Genomic DNA, 21,451 nt, shown 5'->3' with positions numbered 1-21,451 from the left:
TTCACTGCGTTATTAATGGTATATTGCACCGTTAAAAACGAAAAGAAAGAATATGAAGATTATAGTACCAATGGCAGGAATTGGGTCTCGTTTAAGACCTCATACATTAACAACTCCTAAGCCGTTAACAGTTATTGCTGGTAAATCAATTGTACAACGATTAGTGGAAGATATCACTTCTGTTGTAGATCAACCTATAGAGGAAATTGCTTTTATAATTGGACCTGCTTCTAAAGGGTTTCCTGCAGATACAAAAGATAAATTAATAAAAATAGCCGAAAACTTAGGAGCAAAAGGTTCTGTATACGTCCAAGAAGAAGCATTAGGAACTGCTCACGCTATTTATTGTGCTAAAGAATCATTAGGAGGTTCTTGTGTGGTGGCTTTTGCCGATACCTTATTTAAGGCCGATTTTACATTAGATGCTAACGCTGATGGGGCTATTTGGGTGAAGCAAGTAGAAGATCCTAGTGCTTTTGGTGTAGTAAAATTAAAAGACGGATTTATTACTGATTTTGTTGAAAAACCAAAAGAATTTGTCTCTGATTTAGCAATTATTGGTATTTATTATTTTAAAGATGCCGATAAATTATTAGAAGAGATAAAATATTTAATTGATAATGATATCAGACCTTCTGGTGAATATCAACTAACAGAAGCTCTAGAAGCTTTAAAAGTAAAAGGAGCCAAGTTTATTCCTGGAAAAGTAAATACTTGGATGGATTGCGGTAAGAAAGACCCTACAGTAGATACCAACAAACAAGTTTTAGGCTTTGAACAAGCAGACGGCAACAATTTAGTATCTGAAGACGTTGTATTAGAGAACGCTGAAATTATTCAACCTTGTTATGTTGGAAAAAATGTAGTGTTAAAAAACACCAAAATAGGTCCTTTTGTTTCAATTGGTGAAAACAGTGTTGTTGAAAACTCAACAATTACTAACTCTTTAATTCAAACAAACGTGCATATTTCAAATGCCAATTTAGATAATGCTATGGTTGGTAACCATGCAAAATACAATGCTAATTATACATCGGTAAGTATAGGTGATTATACAGAACTTACATAAAAACTCAATAGAAAAGAGAAGAGAGAAAAGAGAAAAAAAGTTTTTTTCTAAAGCAATACTGTCTTTTTTCTTTCTCTTCTTTTCATACTTTCTAAACGCTCAAGATAGCATTCCAGCATCAATTAACATTGCTGAAAAAAACAATATTGAATTTCAACAATATTTTTTTAAAGCGCTTTCAAACAAAGCTATTTTTAATTACCAAAAAGCTATACAAAATTTAGAAGAGTGTAACAGAATACTTCCAAATAATAAAGCTGTTTTATTTGAACTTTCTAAAAACTATGAAAAATTAGGTAGAAATCCTGAAGCTCTATCTTACATTGATTTAGCTTTAGAAACAGAACCTAATAATGTTTGGATGCTTGAACACAAAGTGTTTATTTTAAGAAAGTTAGCTGATTTTGAGGACGCTATTATTACGCAACAAAAAATAGCTACAACAAACCCAAAGAAAAAACAGTTACTTGTTTTCTTACATCTCCAAAACAAAGATGTTACCTCTGCTAAAAAAGTATTAACAGAGTTAAAAGAAGCTAAATTATTAAATGCCAGACTTCGCTCTATTGAAAGAAAAATAAATGCTCGAAAAACAACCGAGGCACAACCAAAAAAAATCACTGAAAACCTTGATCCAAAATCACTTTTTGAGAAAGAAAAATCTTATACCAATTTAAAAACGTTACTAGATAAGTTGGCCGCAAACAATGATACTGACTTATTAAAATACAGTGAACAAGGTTTAGTTCTTTTTCCTGCGCAACCTTTTGTATATTTAATGAACGGAAAAGCGTTTAATAACAATAAAGATTATAAAAAAGCAATAGAAACCTTACAGAACGGCATTGATTTTGTTATTGACAATAATGAAATAGAAGCTAAATTTTACTTAGAAATATCTAAAGCTTACCAAGGATTGAATGATGTTAAAAAAGCCAATTCTTATAAAAACAAAGCTGAAAAGATTTTAAAATAGGTTTCGTTAGTATAAAATTTATGAAATACACCACTTTATTACTTATATTATTTTTAGGTTTAACTTCATGTAAATCTACCAAAAACGTTACTGGTGATGTCGTTATTAAAGAATTATCGGCACGCAAAGTAGCTAAAAAACACATTGCCTCAAATTTTGACAAAAAAACGGTAGATGCTCGTTTAAAAGTTAATTACAAAAACAATAAAGAAAGTTTAGGCTTTTCAGTAAGAATGAAGATTAAAAAAGACGAAGTTATTTGGTTAAAAGGAACCAAAATCATCTCTATTTTTAAAGCTAAAATCACTCCTACCAAAGTGCAATTTTACTCTCCATATGAAAAAAGCTACTTTGATGGAGATTTTATGATGCTAAAAAAACTATTAGGAACCGATATTAATTTTAAACAGTTACAAAGCATGTTATTAGGTGAGGCGTTGATGGATGTAAAATCTGAACGTCAAGAAGTTCAAATTCAAGAAAAATCATATCAATTGTCTCCTAAAAAACAACCTACTTTATTCGACTTATTTTTTTATGTAAACCCTAAACACTTTAAACTAAACAAGCAATTAATAGTAAACTCGTTAAAAGACCAACGTTTAGACATTAGTTATCCAAAATATCATAAGAAAAACACTACCTTTTTTCCTGAAAAAATTAACATAAGAGCTAAAGAAAAAAATAAGTTTACTATTATTGATATTACAACTCGTTCAGTAGAATATAACACTAAGTTAAATGTAAGTTTTAATATCCCTAACGGTTATAAAGAAATTCAATTATAATTATGAAGTACCCTATTTTTTACATCTCTTTTTTATGCCTATTTTTTGTAGGAATTTCTTCTTTTGCTCAAAGTAGGAAAGAGCTTGAAAATAGGCGAAAGAAACTTAAAAATGAAATAGAGCTAGTTAATAATCTTTTGTTCACAACAAAGAAAAAAAAGACTAGTGCTTTAGACGATTTAAAAGACTTAAACCAAAAAATAAGTGTTAGAGAACGTTTAATTGAAACTATTGAGTTAGAGACAAAATTACTTTCTCAAGAAATCAATACAAACGAGCAGCAATTAAAAAAATATAATGACGAGCTAGAAAAATTAAAAAATGACTATCGAGATATGGTCGTTAAATCTTACAAAAGTAAATCGCAACAAAGTAAAACCATGTTTTTATTGTCTTCAGAAAGCTTTTATCAAGCTTATAAGAGATTAAAATACATGCAACAATATAAAGATTACAGAAAAAAACAAGGAGAAGAAATTATAGTTAAAGCGAAAGAAGTAGAACAACTAAACGACTCGTTAACTGCGCAAAAAAAATCAAAAGAAGCGTTACTTTCTGACGAGAAAAGTCAGAAAAAAGAAATTGAAGACGATAAGAAAAATCAAGAGCAATTAATTTCAAAAATTAAAAAGGAAGAGAAAAAATACAAAAGCGATTTACAAAAGAAACAACGAGAAGAAAAAAGAATTGCTGCCAGAATTGATAAGTTAATTAGAGATGCTATTGCTAAAGCAAACAAAGGCAAAAAAACTACAAAAGGTAAAACCAAAAGCTCTGGTTTTATTCTAAATGCCGAAGAAAAAGCTTTACTTGCTAACTTTGAGCAAAATAGAGGTAATTTACCTTGGCCGGTTAAAGGTGTTATTACACGAAAATATGGAGTTCAACCACACCCTACATTTCCTGGAATTACTATCAATAGCCACGGGTTATACATTGCAACCAAAGCAAATACCGATGTAAAGAGTATTTTTAACGGAAAAGTTTTAGTTATTCAATTACATCCTGATGGAAGAAAATCAGTTTTAGTACAACATGGTAACTATATTTCTGCATACAATAAGTTAAAAGAAGTTTATGTAAAAAAAGGTGATGCTGTTAAAACTGGCGACAAACTAGGAAAAGTATTCACTAACAAAGTAACAGGTAAAACACAACTTAGTTTTATGTTGTATAAAGACCGAAACCGATTGAACCCTGCACAATGGATTCGTTCTTAACACCATTAAAACAGTTATAAATTTTATTTTTAAATTGTAACCAAATTTAAACGTGTGAAAAACGCATCAAACTTTATTATTGTAACTGTAGCAATTATTGCAACATTAGTCATTGGCAAAGGGATTTTAATTCCTTTTATTTTTGCTATTATTTTTTGGTTTTTAACACGTGAAATCCGAAAAACAATATATAGAATACCTTTTGCAAAACGATTTATTCCATTTTGGTTAAGTAATGTTTTTGTATTTACATTAATTATACTTGGTTTTGGTTTTATTTCTGAAATTATAACAAATAGTATTTCAAACTTAACCACATCATATTCAAAATATGAACCAAATATTGATGCTATTATAAAGCGTTTTAATGCTTACTTTCATATAGATATTGTTACATCACTTAAATCTGTTATTGGAGATTTTGACTATGGCTCTGTTTTAGGTGATATCGCGAACGGAATCAGCAGCTTGCTCGGTGATACCTTTATGATAATAATTTATGCTTTATTTATCTTTTTAGAGGAAAGTAACTTTAAAAAAAAGTTACAAAAGGTTTTTTTAGATACCTCAGAGAATTCAAAAGGTTTTCAAGCAATTTTAAAAAAAGTAGAAACCTCTATTTCTAATTACTTACGATTAAAAACATATGTAAGCCTACTAACAGGTGTTTTAAGCTACTTTATTTTATTAATGGTTGGAGTAGATGGCGCTCCTTTTTGGGCTTTCTTAATCTTCCTTTTAAATTATATACCAACTATTGGTTCATTGGTAGCTACAGCTTTTCCTGCAATTTTTTGCCTAATACAATTTGGAGAGTTTGCTCCTTTTTTAATTGTTGCTATAGCAGTAGGAGCCGTTCAAGTTATTGTTGGTAATGTTGTAGAACCAAAAGTTTTTGGAAGGTCGCTAAACTTAAGCCCACTTGTAACAATACTTTCTTTAGCTGTTTGGGGAGAAATTTGGGGAATAACTGGTATGATATTATCGGTACCAATTACAGTAATTATGATTATTATTTTCTCTCAGTTTGAAAAAACAAAAAACATTGCCATCTTTCTATCAGAAAATGGCAATGTTGATGACATATAAACGATTTTAATCCATAAAAATAGATTTCAACTCCAAAGCCTCCTTAGGATCCATTTTACCTGCTAAAACTAAGCTTAATTGCTTTCTACGTAATGCAGCTTCATAACGTTGTTTCTCTAATTCGGTTTCTGGTTCAATTTGAGGAATTGGTACTGGTTTTCCTGTTTCATCAACAGCAACAAACGTATAAATTCCTTCATTTACCTTCGTTTTTTCACCCGATTGACGATCTTCAATCCAAACATCTACATAAATCTCCATTGACGATTTAAAAGCACGTGAAACCTTTGCTTCTAAGGTAACCACACTTCCTACAGGTACCGATTTGGTAAAGGCTACGTGATTTACAGAGGCTGTTACTACAATTCTTCTCGAATGACGGCGTGCAGCAATACTACAAGCTCTATCCATACGAGCTAATAACTCTCCTCCAAAAAGGTTATCTAAATAATTTGTTTCTCCTGGTAAAACTAAATCGGTAAGTACAGTTAACGATTCTCTTGGTGATTTTGCTCTCATCAATTAAATTTTGATACAAAGATACAGCAACAAAAAAATCTACCTAAAATAAATGTAGTTTATTTAACCAACAACCAAGCGTCTTCGCTAACAGATTCTTTAATAATTTCTAGAGCTTTTCTAGCTTCTTCTTTAGTTGCATAGCTTGCAAAAGCTACTTGAGTTAAGCCTAATCTGTTCTTTCCAACAATAGAAGCATCATAGCCCTTATCTTCTAACTCTGTTAATTTGTTTTCAGCATTATGCTCTTCTTGAAAAGCTCCAGCTATGATATGAAAGTTTCTATCTTCTTTACTAACGTTTAAGTTAATTGTTGGTAACGGGTTCTCTATTACAAAAGTTGCTGATTGAATTTTCTTCTCAACAGCTTCTTCTTGATTTGCTAATACTTGTTGTTGATTTTGAACACCATTCCAACCCACATAGGCAATTCCTACAAAAACAGCTGCAGCAGCAGTCCTTTTTAAATACAACGGAATTGTTTTTCTGTTTTCTTTAGTAGTAGGTAATGACTTAATTGTTACTTCTTTTACTCTTTCTACAGAAGGTGTTGAAACCTCAGCTAATCCAAAAGATTCTTTTAAAAAGTTACTTGATGGATTTGGTTCAAAAATAATTTGTTTTGCCTCGTTTAATGACAAGCTTCCTACAGAAGCAACAGTAACAGTTGCTGTTGCTAACTTTTCTTTCCATTGTGCAACTTCCTCTGCAATAAAAGCAGTAGCTTCTTCAAAAGAAATATTTTTACTCGAAGCTATATAATTTGCCAATAAACCGTCATTATGCTGTAAATATGCATTAAACGTGAGTTGTTTTTTTGGCGGATAAAAAGTGTGAGTAGTTGTATTTACTCTAGCACCAATTTTATTGGTTACAAATCCTCCAAAATTAGGAACAATTACGCAATCGTATCTATATAATAAATCGTTAATGTAGTTGGCTAATGTCATAATAACAAATATAGTTTTTTAGTGAATTACTTTCAAGTAATCTTGTAATTTTTATCAACAGTTTTTTGTATATTGATACTCAAATTATTGCTATCATGAATACAGAAAAATTACTTGCTATTTTACGTTTACAAGCAACTAAAAACATAGGTGATATTTTGGCAAAAAGGCTAATTACCTCTATAGGAAGTGTTGAACAAGTATTTTTAGAGAAGAAAAATGTACTCCATAAAATTAACGGAATAGGAACTCATGTAACTCAATATCTTTTTGATGAAAGTAACCTGAAAAGAGCAGAGGAGGAGCTGTATTATATTCAACAAAACAACACTACTTTTTCTTATTTTTTAGATGACAATTATCCGCAACAGCTAAAACATTGTATTGATGCTCCAATCTTACTTTTTAAAGACGGCAACCTCAACTTAAACAATGATAAAATTATTTCGATTGTAGGAACTCGGAAAATGAGTTCGTACGGACGCGATTTCTGCAATCAACTTATTAAAGACTTAAAAGAATACAATCCTATAATTGTAAGTGGTTTTGCTTATGGAGTAGATATTTGCGCACACAAAGCTGCAATAAAAAACAACCTGCAAACTATTGCTGTCTTAGCACACGGATTGGATGAAGTATACCCAAAAACACATAAAAAATATATTCATCAAGTAAATGAGAATGGTGGTTTTATTACCGAGTTTTGGCACCATGAGCAACCTATGAGAGAAAATTTTTTAAAACGAAATCGTATTGTAGCTGGGCTATCTAAAGCAACCATTATTATTGAATCTGCTAAAAAAGGAGGGTCGTTAGTTACTGCTGATATTGCCAATTCGTACAATCGTGATGTGTTTGCGCTACCGGGTAGAGCAACCGATATATATAGCAAAGGTTGTAACAACCTCATTAAAAACAATCAAGCACATTTATTAACCTCTTCTGAAGATATTGTAAAAATGCTTAATTGGGATCTGCCGAGAGCCTCGGCACCTATTCAAAACAAGCTTTTTGTTGATTTGAATGAAACCGAACAAAAAATACACAATTACTTACAACAAAATGGTAAACAGTTGTTAGATGTTATTGCGTTAGATTGTAATCTTCCTACTTATCAACTATCCTCTATTTTGGTTCAAATGGAATTAAAAGGGGTTATAAAACCTTTACCCGGAAAAATGTTTGAAGTTTAGTACCTTTGAAGCATGTCAGAATATAAACTCATATCACAAAAAAAACCAGCTTTTCCTGTTACCAAAAAACTAGGAAACTACTTAAAAAGACATAACAGAACTATAAAAATTCCTATTTTTTATGATGATTTGTTGCGTTTTCAAGGTTCGGTTGCTGTGTATGATAAACACGATAATGATACCTTATGGATACGCGTTTTTTATAATGAGTTTGAGCGGGCTGAAATTGATTTATACCTAAAAAAAGTATATAATATCTTACACTCTAACGGTTCTGACGCCAGTATTAAGCATTTGAATGTTGATGCTATCGATTTTTGTACGTTTGGTAACTCTAAACCTTTTCGTATAAAAATTCGAAATATTTTAAATGATAACTACACCTATTTTTACGTAAAGAAAACCGATGCTTCTCGTATTTACGGACTAGAGTTAGAGGATATTTTATCTCCTTACAACCTAAACTTTTTGGTATATGAAGACACGTTGATAGAAGAGCATATATCAGGAATTCCTGGTGATGTTTTTATCAATGATTATTTAGATGATTGTTTAGACATTGAAAAAGCACAACTAGCTAAAGAGTTTGTTAAATTTAACGAGCGTTGTATGATTCGTTTGTTGGGCGATATGCGTTCGTATAACTACGTAGTAGTACCTACACACGATTTTGAAAATGTTGTGTATAAAATTCGTCCGATAGATTTTGACCAGCAATGTTACGAAGGTAAATTTAAAGTGTATTATCCACAGTTTTTTAAAGAAAATTTAAAGCTCGTTCAACTGGTAGGAGATAAGCTTACTTCAGAATCTATTGAGCAATATCAAATAGAAGAGCGATCAATTGTTGCTAAAAGAATTTTAGGTTCTCGTTCTCGATTGAATCGTTTGCTTTCCGCTATGAAATCAGATAATATTTCTATACCAAAAAATATCGAACAATTAAAATCAGAAATTTTTGAATTTACAGGAGATATTAATTTTAGAGATAGTGATGGTATGGGTGAAGTTTTAGACAGTGCACTAACTTTTGTTCGTAGAAATTACGAAGATGTGAGTATGAAAACCATTATTCAACAACAGCAAAGATTACACTAGCCTTTTCTACTTCGAATACTTTCAATAATCACTGTTGCTAAAATTAAGCTTCCACCAATAAACGTGTTCCACGTAGGAATTTCGTTTAAGAAAATAAACGCTAACAAAATTCCGAAAACAGGTTGAATGCTACTAATTATACTTGCGGTTGATGCCGAAAAAAACTGTAGTGAATGTACCATTAAACTATGTCCGATAGCCGTAGTTAACAAGGCTAATAATAGTAAATAGGGGAGTTGCTCTTGAAATCCTGAAACATCCATAAAAAATAAAACGGGAACTAAAGTTATGGTAATTATTACCACTTGATAAAACATCAACATTACTCCGTTGTATTGTTGTACGTACTGCTTTAAAATCAAAATTCTAACAGAATAACACAATGCAGAAAGCAAGCCAAATAACACGCCTTGTACTTGTGTGTTTTTAATATCAAAATCAGGGGCTAGAATGTATAAACCTAGCAACACCATCAACCCTAAAACAATATGAATCGGGTTGAATTTTATTTTTAAAAACAGGGGTTCTAAAAAGGAAATCATTACTGGAAACGTGTACAATGACAACATTCCAATAGCTACATTGGACAGTTTTAACGCATAGAAATAAGTAATCCAATGTGCACCCATAAAAATTCCCCCCATTAAAAAAGGGAACAAGTGCCTTCTTGATTGTATGGTTAAATCAATCTTTTTGAATCGGCAAAAGACATACAAAATCACCATAGCAAATGCCGAACGAAACCACACAATAACTTCTGAAGGCATTGCAATATACTTACCTAACACACCCGATGTACTGATGAATAAGGTAGCTAATAATAGCCCTGAAAGGTTTTTTATATGGTTAGTTTGCATAAGGGTAAATGTATGTCATTTCAACCAGAGGAAGAAATCTTAAGAAGATGAGTTACTCAATTGAATGAGATTTCTCGCTACCGCTCAAAATGACGTTTTGTTTGTTCTCGTCATTGCGAATGGACACTGAGCGGAATCGAAGTGGAAATGAAGCAATCTTCCAGTTGTGAATTTAATTGTCACATCGAGTGAATTTCTTTTTCGATAGAGGAAAGAAATTTGTATCGAGATGTATAGACTAGTTCTCGATACAATTTTCACTCATTCCAATCGTGAAAACCACTCGAACTGACAAAGCTTAATTATTAAACTTCTTCTTTGCTAAGTTCGGTAGTTTTTCAAACTCGTTATTTATAAGAGCTTCTTTTTTTGATCTTGACCATTTTTTAATTTGTTTTTCTTTTTCAATAGCCATTTCTACATTAGTAAACTCACAATAAAAAACCAATTCAACAGGTCTTCTTTTTGAAGTGTAACTATCTTTAAAAGTTCCGTTTTGGTGCTGAAATATTCGTTGAGAAAGGTTGGAAGTTACTCCTGTATAATAACTTTTATCTGAACATTGTAATATGTAAACAAAGTATATTTTCATTTTAAAATTTTTCAACAAACTAGTTACTTTTTACAAAAATGACAATTCTTTATTCCTTTATTGCTGAAGTAGCGTGCCCATATTTTGGTTATGAGTTTACATTGTCACATCGAGTGAATTTCTTTTTCGATAGAAGGAAGAAATTTGTATCGAGATGTATACAAACTAGTTCTCGATACAATTTTCACTCATTCCAATCGTGAAAACCACTCGAACTGACAACTTCTTTGTACCGTCATTGCGAGCGAGAAATGACGTTTTATACTTTCTGTAAGGTTTCTAACGCCTTGTGTACACTATCAATTTTAATAAACGTGATGAGTAAGCGCAATCCGTTTTTGGTTTTCTTTTCTTTCATTACACAACTCTTCGGATTTTGCTGTACATACCTCAACATTTTGGTAAATGATTCAGTTTGATAAAAAGCACTTTGCTGATCGGATACAAAATACCCTAACATGCGTTTTTGCTTTAAAATCACCTTTTCTAAACCTAATTCTTTTGCCAACCATTTAATACGAACACTGTCTAATAAATCGGCAACTTGGGTTGGATATTCTCCAAAACGGTCGATAATTTCAGTCTCAAAGGTTTGTAATTCCTCTTCCGTAGTTAAAGTTCCTAATTTGTTGTATAAACTCAAACGTTCGGTAACTGAATTCACATAATCATCTGGGAATAGAATTTCAAAATCGGTATCAATTTGTACCTCTTTTACATACTCTTTTGGCGCATTTTCATCCGTAGGATATAAGTCTTTGAATTCATTTTCCTTGAGTTCTTCAATGGCTTCATGTAAGATTTTCTGATAGGTATCAAAACCAATATCGTTGATAAATCCGCTTTGTTCTCCACCTAATAAATCTCCAGCACCACGAATCTCTAAGTCCTTCATGGCAATGTTCAATCCGCTTCCTAAATCAGAAAACAACTCTAATGCCTGAATTCGTTTACGTGCATCATCGGTCATATGATGATACGGTGGTGTGATAAAATAACAGAAGGCTTTTTTGTTTGAACGCCCTACACGACCACGCATTTGGTGTAAATCCGACAGTCCGAAATTATTCGCATTGTTGATGAAAATCGTATTCGCATTCGGTACATCCAATCCACTTTCAATAATCGTGGTAGACACCAACACATCAAACTCATTGTTCATAAAACCAAGCATGAGTTCTTCTAACTTTTTTCCTTCCATTTGTCCGTGTCCAATGCCAATTTTTGCACTTGGCACCAAACGTTGTAACAATCCTGCTACTTCTTTGATGTTTTCAATACGGTTATGGATAAAAAACACCTGTCCACCACGAGAAATCTCGTACGAAATCGCATCGCGAATGGTTTCTTCACTAAAGCGAATCACGTTGGTTTCTATGGGGTGACGGTTGGGTGGTGGTGTTTTAATTACCGATAAATCACGCGCCGCCATCAAACTAAACTGTAAAGTACGCGGGATTGGTGTTGCTGTTAAGGTCAATGTATCTACATTTTCCTTAATCGTTTTTAGCTTATCTTTCGCTGCTACCCCGAATTTTTGTTCCTCATCAATAACCAATAATCCCAAATCTTTAAACTGAACTGCTTTATTGGTTAACTGGTGTGTTCCTATCACAATATCTACACTTCCATCAGCAACCCCTTCTAACACGCCTTTGCGCTGTTTTGTGGTTCTAAAACGGTTTAGGTAGTCAATCGTAACCGGAAAGTCTTTTAATCGCTTAGAAAAGGTTTTAAAGTGCTGAAATGCTAAAACTGTAGTTGGTACAAGCACCGCAACCTGTTTTCCGTTATCTACCGCTTTAAAAGCCGCTCTAATGGCAATTTCTGTTTTTCCAAAACCAACATCACCACACACCAAACGATCCATCGGTTGTTCTTTTTCCATATCAGCTTTTACTTCTTGGGTAGAAGAGAACTGATCGGGTGTGTCTTCGTATAAGAAACTCGCTTCCAACTCGTGTTGCATATGCGTGTCGGGTCCGAAAGCAAATCCTTTTTGTAGTTTTCGTTTTGCGTATAACTGAATTAAGTTGAACGCAATATGTTTTACACGGGCTTTGGTTTTTTGCTTGACTTTTTTCCAAGCATTCGACCCTAGTTTATATACTTTAGGCGGTTTTCCGTCTTTTCCGTTGAATTTGGAAATTTTGTGTAGCGAGTGAATACTCACGTATAAAATATCGCGATCGCCATAAATTAACTTAATGGCCTCTTGTTTTTTGCCTTCTACATCTATTTTTTGAAGTCCGCCAAACTTTCCAATACCGTGGTCGATATGTGTTACATAGTCGCCTACGTCTAATTTGGTGAGCTCTTGTAGGGTGATGGATTGCTTTTTCGCGTATCCGTTTTTGAGTCGGAATTTGTAATAACGCTCAAAGATTTGATGATCAGTATAACAAACAATTTTGCTATCAATATCCACAAATCCTTGATACAACGGAAACACAATGGTTTCATAAGAAACCTCTTCTTCATGGTCGTCAAAAATATCGTGGAAACGTTGTGCTTGCTGTTCGTTAGAACATAAAATATAATTGGTAAATCCTTTGGCCGAAAACTCATTGAAATTCTGAATTAACAGGTCGAATTTTTTGTTGAAAGACGGTTGTGGGTGGGTATCGAAGTTGATGCTTACGTTAGTGAGATTTAGCTCCGCTGAACCTTGCGGTTTCTCACTTCGTTCAGAATGACGGTTTTTACCAATGTCAACCGTTGTAAAATCTTGTAGTTGATTACGTATGAGTTCTCCGTTGCAAAACAATTCTTCTGGTTTTGCGTGTTTGATTTCGGTAGATAATTCGTTAAACGATAGTTCTGCTTTTCGATAGAATTTATCTAGTGAATCACTTAGTAAATCTAAATTCTTAACGAAAACAGCGGTTTTTGCTGATATGTATTTTAAAAAGCTTTCTCTGCTTTCTTGTAGTGTTTTGTTTTCTACATTGGGCATAATGCTCACTTTCTTCAGTTTTTCTTTAGAAAGTTGCGTTTCTACATCAAAAGTTCGGATGCTGTCTACCTCATCACCAAAAAACTCAATACGATAGGGTTCGTCGTGTGAAAACGAAAACACGTCGATAATTCCACCACGTACCGAAAACTCTCCTGGTTCGGTTACAAAATCGACACGTTTAAAATGGTATTCGAATAATACTTCGTTGACAAAATCGAGCGATACTTGCTCGCCCACCACCACTTTTAGCGTGTTTTTTTCCAGTTCTTTTTTGGTGACTACTTTTTCGAACAGGGCAGTAGGGTAAGTAACAATAATCGCAGGTTTTTTACGAGAATTGATACGGTTTAACACCTCTGAACGTAGCAGTACATTGGCATTGTCGGTTTCTTCAATCTGGTACGGTCTGCGATACGAACCCGGATAAAACAGCACGTTTTTATCGCCCAATAACTGCTCTAAATCGTTTAGATAATAAGCAGCTTCTTCCTTGTCGTTAAAAATTAACAAGTAGGGTTTATCGGCTTGTTTAAAAGTTTCGGAAATGACAAAAGACAACGAAGAACCGACCAAATTCGTTAGTTGAAAATGGTGTGGATCTTGTTGAAGCTGATGAACAATCTGTTTTACATTTTCAGATTGTTGATAGTGATTTACAATTGCTTGCTTGCTCAACGTACAAAAATTTTGAGCAAAGATAATATATTGGGGGTAACGGTTAAAGTTCTATACTGCTAACTTAATTCTTTCCTCTTTTTATTAAAGAATCATAAATTTTTTCTCTTAAGAAATCAATTGCCTTAATATCTTCATGAGCTATTATTGATTCTAATTTATCCATTTTTTCTAATAAGTCAACTAAAGAATTAACTCTACCTTTTAAGGTATTTTTAAGTTTAGTTTTATATTTTTTTATTTCCTCATTATTTGACTTATCAATTTTTTTGGATAAAAAACTCTGAATATCTTCAAACTTCTTAAGTTTATTAATGTTTTTATAATTATCTATTGAATCAGCAATATACTGACTTATGTTATCAGGTAAGCTATTTATATAATCCTTTGCCTTTCTTATTGTGTACCCATGCCTTATACTTAAAACTGAAGTTTTGACATTGTTTTTAGTATAAACAGCACCTCTTTTAGTGTTAATTATAAAGTTACCGTTAAGCTTAACTGCTTTACTTTTTATCTCACTATTTGTTAATTCTAAAGCAAATGTAAGTGTGACATCCTTTTCTATCTTTTGAGTTGAGTTTGTTTGCCTAAAAAGTACATAAATTTCAGAATCGTCAAAACTAAATTGTTCTACTTCAAAAGAATAACCTAACTTATTTAGAGCATTAAGTTGAAACAAGGCCATAAAAACAGAAAAATTATTGTTATAATCTTTATATACACTAGTTGATGTTATAGCTCTAGTAAAAAGTTCTCCTTCTTCATCTTCCAAAAATCTCAATTTTATTTTCTTAGAATTATTTTTATTCAACTCTTCTAGTTTATCAATTGTAGACTCTATTAATTCCTCAAATTCAATTGATTTCAAGTGGGTAAGAAATTTATCTGCTTTATATAAACCATCTAATAAATCTGTTCTTACGGTATAAAAGGATTTAGAAGTTAATCTATCTACTTGATATCTTTTAAGTAAGTCCTCATCTGCTAAATTTAACAACTCAATTTCTATGCTTTTTTTGTCATAATACTTGCCTATATGAATGCTACTTATTTCAGTATCAACATCAAATTTATAAACTTTTTTTTCAAGTCTTAATAAAGCATTAACTAGAGTCTTTGCTCCTTTTATTTTTAAAAAAGGGTTTTCATTTAAATCTATATCAAACTTATTAATCAGTTCTTCTTTAAGTTCAAAGTTCTCTACTAACTTAAAAGCCTCTTTTAAATCAACTCCTTTATCTAAATCGTCAATTTCTCTAACACTTATTCTTTTAACAATACCCAATTTATTATTTATTTTATGTTTTAGTCAAACTTATACATAAACAATCACTATTCTTTACGGCAATCCATAAAGAAGTGTTTGTTATTACTTTTTAAATAAAAAAATAGTTGAGATAAGGGGTAGTACTACTTTTTACTTTTTAGCGTGTTAAACATAGTAAAAAAAGAGGAGAGAGGCAAGGGTTATTTATTTGTGTGTGAGTTTGTAAGGGTGTTTGTAGCTTTTAAGAGTATTTGTAACTCTCTTTAAAAAGATTTCTCCCTGCGGTCGAAATGACAGGACACCATGCAACTTCAACGTCATTTCGAACTGGAGTGCAACGGAAGTGAGAAATCTTATAATTGTGTATTGAGCACTTTCAAGTGTATTTGTAACTCCCGTGAGTGAGATTTCTCCCTGCGGTCGAAATGACAACTTACACGTCATTTCGAAGAAGGTGACGACTGAGAAATCTTATGGATGTGTGTTGGGTACTTTCAAGAGTGTTTCTGACTCTCGTGAGTGAGATTTCTCCCTTCGGTCGAAATGACAGTATTAATTAAAACACTTCATTATTCAAAAAACGCCACTCAGGATTGAAACTGTTAATTAAGTTTTCTTTCTTTTCTCTACTCCATTTTTTTAATTCTTTTTCTCTGTGAATTGCTTCGTTTATCGTTTCAAAAGCTTCATAATAAATCAAATAATAGCAATTATATTTTCCTGCAAATGATTTTTTAGCATGCTCGCTATCAAAATAATGTTGAGATAATCGTTTTTGAAGATTGTTGGTAACACCAATATACAATGTAGTTTTATTCTTGTTTGTAATGATGTATACAACGTATTTGTTTAGCATTTTTCTTTTAAAGATAGAATAATTTTTTTAGTGTCATTTCGAAGGAGGTGACGACTGAGAAATCTTAAAATTGCGTGTTAGGTACTTTCACAGGTATTTCTGACTCCCTTGAGAGAGATTTCTCGCTATCGCTCGAAATGACAGTAAGGTTATCCCTTATGAATAACAATCGCTTCAACCCGTGCTAACTGACTTACAAAATCAAATACATCCATTAATTCCCAAGTAGGAGTGAGGTGATTTTGTAATTCTTCAAAGCTTATGGTTTCTCCTATGTTTAGCTTTTCTATAATTGTGTTTAGTTGTGAGTTATTACTAACAACAACTTCATTTCCTCTTGCCATTATACAGGTTTTCTCTGTGTTTTCTGTATGTATTAACAACGGAAAAATTGTCTTTCCCTTAATTTGAAATGGCGGGTTGGGTAAACTTTCTTTGTTCTCAACTATTGAAGGTTGTAAAACTCCTGCGTTACTTTTTAGCCTAGTAATATATTTTGAAAGTGTTTTTTTGTATTGCTGTTCCCACGTTTTACGGTTTAATAAGCTATTCCAATCCAATTCGTCGGTGGTTACATCTACTGGTGGTAAATACCCTACATTCGGATTTTTTTGTAGCTCTTTTGAGGCTATTTGTGTGGCAATTGTTTTTTCTAAATAGTCTCTCGACGGATTTATATAATCCATTACCACACTCAACGAAAACTCATCGGTTTTTGCAATATGATATAGATGATGCGGAATAAACATCGCCGATTTTGCCTTTAACGGATATGTTGTAGATGTTGGTAACATTGCATCTACCTCGTGGAACACTTGCGTATTATGTTCTATTTGATTGTATTCTTCAATATCCCAAGTATAAAAGTCTTTAGAGTTTGGGCCTAAATGAAACAAGAAACCTTCTTCTCCTTTGGCTTCTTTATGAATTCCGAAAGGGGTAAAGCCATAGTTTCCCATAAAAAATAAAAAAGAGAGTCCGCCCAAGGGCATTCCTGCTTTTTGAAGTAATGGAGCAACAATCTGACACATTTTCTCGGTAAATTCATTACTAAAGCTTTCTAAACTATTGAAAACAACTCCGAATTTTTGATCTCTGAAAAGCTTTATACACCATTGTTCAATAGTTTCCTCTTCTTTTGGTCTATTGGCTACCATTTCTTCTGCTATTCCGTTTTGCAGTTCGTGGTTTATGTATACTTTAATGCCTTTGTGCAATTCTCCTTTGTCTAAAAACCGATTGATTATGTTTTTTAATTCTTGTTTTAAAAAGATTACATCGTCATCAGAAAGTATGTTATCTACAGAGGTTGGTTTGGTGAGTTCTTGTGAGTTTTGATAGAGTTTTTTCCAAGTTTCAGAATTCTTCTCGTTGTTCATAGGTTGGTTTTAAAGCTTATGTTGATAAAAATAAGGTATTTTGAAAATTATTTTTACGCTTTTATTCCTTTATTTTAATCAGTTATACCTGCTCTATGTTATTATGATGTAGGTGAGGGGTGAAGTAATTTGTTTGTTGGGAACAAACGACTGAAAGATTGCTTCGTTAGCACTCGCAATGACGGTTTAAATGACAATAAAGGTATGAATAAAAAAGCTGTCTAAAATAGACAGCTTTTTGTTTTTACATCGTTTCTGAAGTGTTTAAGACACTTTCTGCAGCATCTCTTACCATTCTGGATACATCTTCTAAAAAAGGTTTTAAAACATTTGTAGCTTCTTCAGATTCGGAAAGCATTTCTATTAGTTCTACACGTTTGTCAACTGAAAAGTTTTGTGATAAATCAAACAGTTTTTCTGCTCCTAAAGCAATAAACCAATGTTTTGAGGCTTCATTATATTCATCAAGTGCTATATCTGCAATGTATAATGGATTAACTTCTAAACTATCCAAAAGGTTTAGTAGGTATGTAAATGCTGCTTCTTTGTACTCTTCTTCTTCTGATTTTTCTCTTATTTCTTCTAAACTAACTTCTTTTTCACGTACTTTCATTCGTAAAAATGCTTTGGTAAAGTCTCTCGTCAACATTTTGGTTCCTTCGAGGCTGTGATTTGCAAAAAGTTTGATAAAACGATGTTGTTTTTCCTCAGATAGCATCCAAATAAATTGCTGAATTGTCATCGCTGAATAATTTCTATCATAGGCGTTGAAATCTTCTTTTTTGAGCATTTTATTACATAATGATGCCATATCTGCATAACTCACCTCATCATCTAAATATTCTTGTAATTTGGTAACTAACATTTCAACATCTTCTGCATCGGTAGTTTGGTTACGAATGGCGTTTAAAATTGCTTCTGTATCTATTTCTTCTGGAAATAACACAAACTGACCGTATGGTAATGATACTTTTTTTGATGTTATTTGTGAGTCTTCAAGCCTATGGTCATTATACGATTTATCTAACTGTAAAATAACGAGTTCTTCTCCTTTCTTTTGAAGTAATTGAACTTGGTTATAGTCGTTAATTTTTGTGGAAAGGTTGGTAACTGCGTTTGGATGAAATGATATTGGCAATTTTTCTAAAGCAGAGGTTTCTTTATTTTCATCGTTATAGTAATTATAAAAACTTTTGCAAATGGTGTCATTGTATGTAGCCAATCTTTTATACCACGGTACTAAGTTTTCTTGAAATAATTTACTTACTGTTTCTTTAAATGCTTCTGGTTGATTGAAAGGAAAACGTTCATTTTGTAACGATAAATCGATAAAATATTCAATTCGTCTATGCGCATCAATGTAGTGCATTCCTTCATCTAAGGCTAGTGCACGCTTTTTATCTATTACATCAAACATACCTGTTGCGGTACTGTCTATTTCATTATATTTATCTAACCATACTAAATATGGGGCTTTATCTCCTTCCCAACTATTATGAAACATTTTTTGAGCTACTACCATTTGAAAAGCAATACTTTGTGATTTTGGTACTCCATTTTTTTCAATTCTGTCGTAAAAATCAATTTCTTTTAATGGATTTTCAAATGAATAGTCGTATTCATCGTCTGCTGTTATTTTTGCTAATAATTGTATTACTTTTTGTGGAGCTAAAGCAACCCATAGTTTCCACAATCGCTTTGCTTGATGCTGACTTGGTAATGGCATTTGTGATAACCAATAACAAATAAGTACTGTACGTTGATTGTCTTCGTAGGCATTATCGAATAAATCGTACTTTTTTTGTTTAGTACTTGCTTCTTTTCCTTCTTCTACCAAAAGTATTCTACTAAAAGCTTCTAACGCTTCTTCTTCTGTTAACGTGGTATTTGCCTCAGTGATATATCCTAAAGCTTGCTCCTTAATAGGATCTAAGTCTTTATTTTTTTCATCAATAGGATTTACCAATGATTCTTCTACCATTTTAGCTATCAACGTCCAAACATTTTCATTAACGTAGTTAAAAAGTCTTTGTGTATAATCATCTCCAACACGTTGTTGAAAGTCTTGAAAAAGTAGGTGCGTTGCTAAAGCACAACATCCTAAATTGTCTTTTGGCCACCAAGAGCAATCGCGTCGTTCTCTTTTTTCTTCAAAAACAAAAGCTGCATCGTCAAAATTCTTTTTAGAAAGTTTTGTATCAAGATCTGCAAACTCTCGTAATACTTCTATTATGATATTTTTTTCATGCTTTTCTTTCTCTTCTGGTGTTGCTTCTTTTGAAAGCTGCGGATGATAACGTTGCTGATATTCTTCAACACTTAATAAAGGATCGTTTTTAGTTACAACATCTTTAATATCGTCATCAAACGGTTTTTTACCAAAGGCGTAATAAAACACATCTAGTATACGTAAATACATAGCGTTACGTTCTTGTTGTCTTTGTGCTACTTCTGTATCTTCTGGTGTACCTGTAGGTCGTGTTTTAATGGTAAGAATTAGACCGTTTTGATAGATTTTTTCAACATCATCTTCTTCTAATGACAGCAATTCTGCTGTAACATCACTAATAATATTTTCTAGAGATTCACGAACTTCATTTTCATCACGATAACCACCTGTGAAATACAGCATTCGTAAGTACATAACACGAGCATGCTCTTTAGCTAAGGGTAATAAATCTGTCTGTGGTAAATCGTTTAAAGCTTCTTTATGTTGACCTGTTTGTACATATTTCCAAAGATCTGCACCACGATGTAAATGTAAGATTAACTCTTTTACACTTTTTAAACCGTCTCCATATTCATAATTATCAAAATAGGCTTCTCTTTCTTCGTCTTCGTCCTTTTCTCTTTGCGCCTCTTCATTAATTTTACTTAAAGGTTTTTGAAGTGTATTTTTAATCTTTTTTTCTAAATCAAATGCCTCATTTTCTAAGGTGTCTTCAATAAAATGTTCTTGTAATACCTCTTCATTATCCTCTATCGACTCAGCCCATTCTTCAGCAACAACTACTAAACTGAAGTAAATATCTAATACAGGATGCGTTTCTTCTGGGTCATCATCACCGTAAGGTAATAGTACTGGTTCTTCTACAAATCGCTCTTGAAGCGCTCGTTTAAAATAGGTATATTCTTCTGGATTTGCTTTTAAATAATTTCCTAATGATTTTTCTTGTGATGTTACAATTGCTTGTCTAAAATAACTATTATCACACCAAATAAAAGCTTTAATCATAGGTCTATTCCATCCATTTTTTTGGAATAAATCGCGTAAATACTCTTCGTAACCTACAGCGTGTTCATCATCCCAATAAGGAATTAAAAATTGCGATAATAAGTAGGTATAATTAGCATCTGTTAGCGCTAGCATATACAACGCCTCGATACCAAAAACACGCATATCGTCTATCCATAAATTCCAAGTATCATTAAAACGCCTACTGTGTGCTACTATTGCTTTTGCGGTGGTAACTACCGCTTCTTTTAATGAAGGATACTCTAGTGCAATGGCAAAAAAGAGTACTTCTGAAATATAAATTTCATCAGTATCTCCAATATGGTTTGGGTAATAGCTTGGACCTCCATCTGGTCCCATGTTCAGTGCATTTTTTACCAACTTTTGATTGTTGGTATCTGCTACTTGAATACGACGTTGAGTATCGTTTTCAATAATTTTAAACTCTACATCAAACACCTGGTTTACGACTGCTTTATTGCTGTCTAATAGTTCTTTGTACTTTACTAGAGCTTCTTTAATAGAGGTTTCGTTTCCTAAATAAAAAGGAATGATTTGATGCTTATCAAATTGATTCATTTACAATAAAATTTTTAGTTTTCTTTTCAATTTTTTTGAGAAGAGTGACTGAATAGAAACTACAGCAATGTTTTTGCTATTCTTTTTTTAAGCTGAAGTAATTAACAATCGTGGGGAACTCTGCGCAAATTTACGTTTTCGTTCAGG

At 32.4% G+C, this 21,451-nt stretch carries 16 protein-coding genes; 7 read left to right on the top strand and 9 right to left on the bottom strand.

The features are described from left to right. The first annotated feature begins 52 nt into the window (after window positions 1-52). From D6200_RS10955 to D6200_RS10935, 5 genes are read left to right on the top strand one after another with little or no spacing between them, the layout of a single operon-like run. Window positions 53-1,069: a sugar phosphate nucleotidyltransferase gene (locus tag D6200_RS10955; RefSeq protein WP_047788030.1), complete on the top strand. Its 1,017-nt coding sequence runs from the start codon at window positions 53-55 to the stop codon at window positions 1,067-1,069. Continuing rightward, on the top strand, window positions 1,047-2,045 hold the full coding sequence (locus D6200_RS10950; RefSeq protein WP_053056620.1) for a tetratricopeptide repeat protein: 999 nt from the start codon (window positions 1,047-1,049) through the stop codon (window positions 2,043-2,045). The genes D6200_RS10955 and D6200_RS10950 overlap by 23 nt, the downstream gene beginning before the upstream one ends. Before the next feature lie 20 nt (window positions 2,046-2,065). After that, window positions 2,066-2,833: a DUF4292 domain-containing protein gene (locus D6200_RS10945; protein WP_047788031.1), complete on the top strand. Its 768-nt coding sequence runs from the start codon at window positions 2,066-2,068 to the stop codon at window positions 2,831-2,833. Between the two features lie 2 nt (window positions 2,834-2,835). Continuing rightward, window positions 2,836-4,053, top strand: coding sequence for a murein hydrolase activator EnvC family protein (locus D6200_RS10940; RefSeq protein WP_206337262.1), 1,218 nt, complete (start codon window positions 2,836-2,838; stop codon window positions 4,051-4,053). 54 nt (window positions 4,054-4,107) lie between these two features. Then, window positions 4,108-5,142 carry an AI-2E family transporter gene (locus D6200_RS10935; protein ID WP_073182341.1) on the top strand — a complete coding sequence of 345 codons (1,035 nt, stop codon included), beginning with the start codon at window positions 4,108-4,110 and terminating at the stop codon, window positions 5,140-5,142. 6 nt (window positions 5,143-5,148) lie between these two features. Here the strand turns inward: D6200_RS10935 and D6200_RS10930 are convergent, their stop codons facing one another. Both D6200_RS10930 and D6200_RS10925 read right to left on the bottom strand, forming a co-directional pair. Further along, on the bottom strand, window positions 5,149-5,661 hold the full coding sequence (locus D6200_RS10930) for an acyl-CoA thioesterase (protein WP_047788033.1): 513 nt from the start codon (window positions 5,659-5,661) through the stop codon (window positions 5,149-5,151). Between the two features lie 59 nt (window positions 5,662-5,720). Beyond that, window positions 5,721-6,611, bottom strand: coding sequence for an HU domain-containing protein (locus tag D6200_RS10925; RefSeq protein ID WP_047788034.1), 891 nt, complete (start codon window positions 6,609-6,611; stop codon window positions 5,721-5,723). 95 nt (window positions 6,612-6,706) lie between these two features. Here D6200_RS10925 and dprA point away from each other — a divergent pair, with 95 nt between their 5' ends. Beyond that, entirely contained in the window at window positions 6,707-7,804 is a 1,098-nt protein-coding gene (gene dprA / locus D6200_RS10920) for a DNA-processing protein DprA (protein ID WP_125064415.1), read from the top strand. A 12-nt stretch (window positions 7,805-7,816) separates the two neighbouring features. Then, window positions 7,817-8,902: a hypothetical protein gene (locus D6200_RS10915; RefSeq protein WP_047788036.1), complete on the top strand. Its 1,086-nt coding sequence runs from the start codon at window positions 7,817-7,819 to the stop codon at window positions 8,900-8,902. Here D6200_RS10915 and D6200_RS10910 read toward each other — a convergent pair. From D6200_RS10910 to D6200_RS10880, 7 genes are all read right to left on the bottom strand, one after another. Next, complete coding sequence (locus D6200_RS10910) at window positions 8,899-9,759, bottom strand: DMT family transporter (protein WP_073182342.1); 861 nt, start codon at window positions 9,757-9,759, stop codon at window positions 8,899-8,901. The genes D6200_RS10915 and D6200_RS10910 overlap by 4 nt on opposite strands. Before the next feature lie 298 nt (window positions 9,760-10,057). Next, window positions 10,058-10,351, bottom strand: coding sequence for a GIY-YIG nuclease family protein (locus D6200_RS10905; RefSeq protein ID WP_047788038.1), 294 nt, complete (start codon window positions 10,349-10,351; stop codon window positions 10,058-10,060). 259 nt (window positions 10,352-10,610) lie between these two features. Next, the gene (gene mfd, locus D6200_RS10900; RefSeq protein WP_073182343.1) at window positions 10,611-13,985 is read right to left on the bottom strand and encodes a transcription-repair coupling factor; all 3,375 of its coding nucleotides are present in this window, start codon (window positions 13,983-13,985) and stop codon (window positions 10,611-10,613) included. 64 nt (window positions 13,986-14,049) lie between these two features. Then, window positions 14,050-15,273, bottom strand: a complete 1,224-nt coding sequence (locus D6200_RS10895; RefSeq protein WP_073182344.1) for a hypothetical protein — start codon at window positions 15,271-15,273, stop codon at window positions 14,050-14,052. A 538-nt stretch (window positions 15,274-15,811) separates the two neighbouring features. Beyond that, the gene (locus tag D6200_RS10890) at window positions 15,812-16,111 is read right to left on the bottom strand and encodes a GIY-YIG nuclease family protein (RefSeq protein ID WP_073182345.1); all 300 of its coding nucleotides are present in this window, start codon (window positions 16,109-16,111) and stop codon (window positions 15,812-15,814) included. A gap of 149 nt (window positions 16,112-16,260) precedes the next feature. After that, on the bottom strand, window positions 16,261-17,490 hold the full coding sequence (locus D6200_RS10885; RefSeq protein ID WP_073182346.1) for a hypothetical protein: 1,230 nt from the start codon (window positions 17,488-17,490) through the stop codon (window positions 16,261-16,263). A 244-nt stretch (window positions 17,491-17,734) separates the two neighbouring features. Further along, window positions 17,735-21,304, bottom strand: a complete 3,570-nt coding sequence (locus D6200_RS10880; protein WP_073182347.1) for a hypothetical protein — start codon at window positions 21,302-21,304, stop codon at window positions 17,735-17,737. Window positions 21,305-21,451 lie beyond the last annotated feature (147 nt).

This window comes from Tenacibaculum mesophilum (assembly GCF_003867075.1).
Classification (GTDB): Bacteria; Bacteroidota; Bacteroidia; order Flavobacteriales; family Flavobacteriaceae; genus Polaribacter; species Polaribacter mesophilus.
The sequence above is the reverse complement of the archived record's forward strand: the minus strand, read 5'-3'. Positions and strand labels throughout refer to the sequence as shown.

Coding starts and splice junctions, on each gene's coding strand:
- D6200_RS10955 (WP_047788030.1), top strand. CDS start 53: ATGAAGATTATAGTACCAATGGCAGGAATTGGGTCTCGTTTAAGACCT.
- D6200_RS10945 (WP_047788031.1), top strand. CDS start 2,066: ATGAAATACACCACTTTATTACTTATATTATTTTTAGGTTTAACTTCA.
- D6200_RS10940 (WP_206337262.1), top strand. CDS start 2,836: ATGAAGTACCCTATTTTTTACATCTCTTTTTTATGCCTATTTTTTGTA.
- D6200_RS10930 (WP_047788033.1), bottom strand. CDS start 5,661: ATGAGAGCAAAATCACCAAGAGAATCGTTAACTGTACTTACCGATTTA.
- D6200_RS10925 (WP_047788034.1), bottom strand. CDS start 6,611: ATGACATTAGCCAACTACATTAACGATTTATTATATAGATACGATTGC.
- dprA (WP_125064415.1), top strand. CDS start 6,707: ATGAATACAGAAAAATTACTTGCTATTTTACGTTTACAAGCAACTAAA.
- D6200_RS10915 (WP_047788036.1), top strand. CDS start 7,817: ATGTCAGAATATAAACTCATATCACAAAAAAAACCAGCTTTTCCTGTT.
- D6200_RS10910 (WP_073182342.1), bottom strand. CDS start 9,759: ATGCAAACTAACCATATAAAAAACCTTTCAGGGCTATTATTAGCTACC.
- D6200_RS10905 (WP_047788038.1), bottom strand. CDS start 10,351: ATGAAAATATACTTTGTTTACATATTACAATGTTCAGATAAAAGTTAT.
- D6200_RS10890 (WP_073182345.1), bottom strand. CDS start 16,111: ATGCTAAACAAATACGTTGTATACATCATTACAAACAAGAATAAAACT.
- D6200_RS10885 (WP_073182346.1), bottom strand. CDS start 17,490: ATGAACAACGAGAAGAATTCTGAAACTTGGAAAAAACTCTATCAAAAC.
- D6200_RS10880 (WP_073182347.1), bottom strand. CDS start 21,304: ATGAATCAATTTGATAAGCATCAAATCATTCCTTTTTATTTAGGAAAC.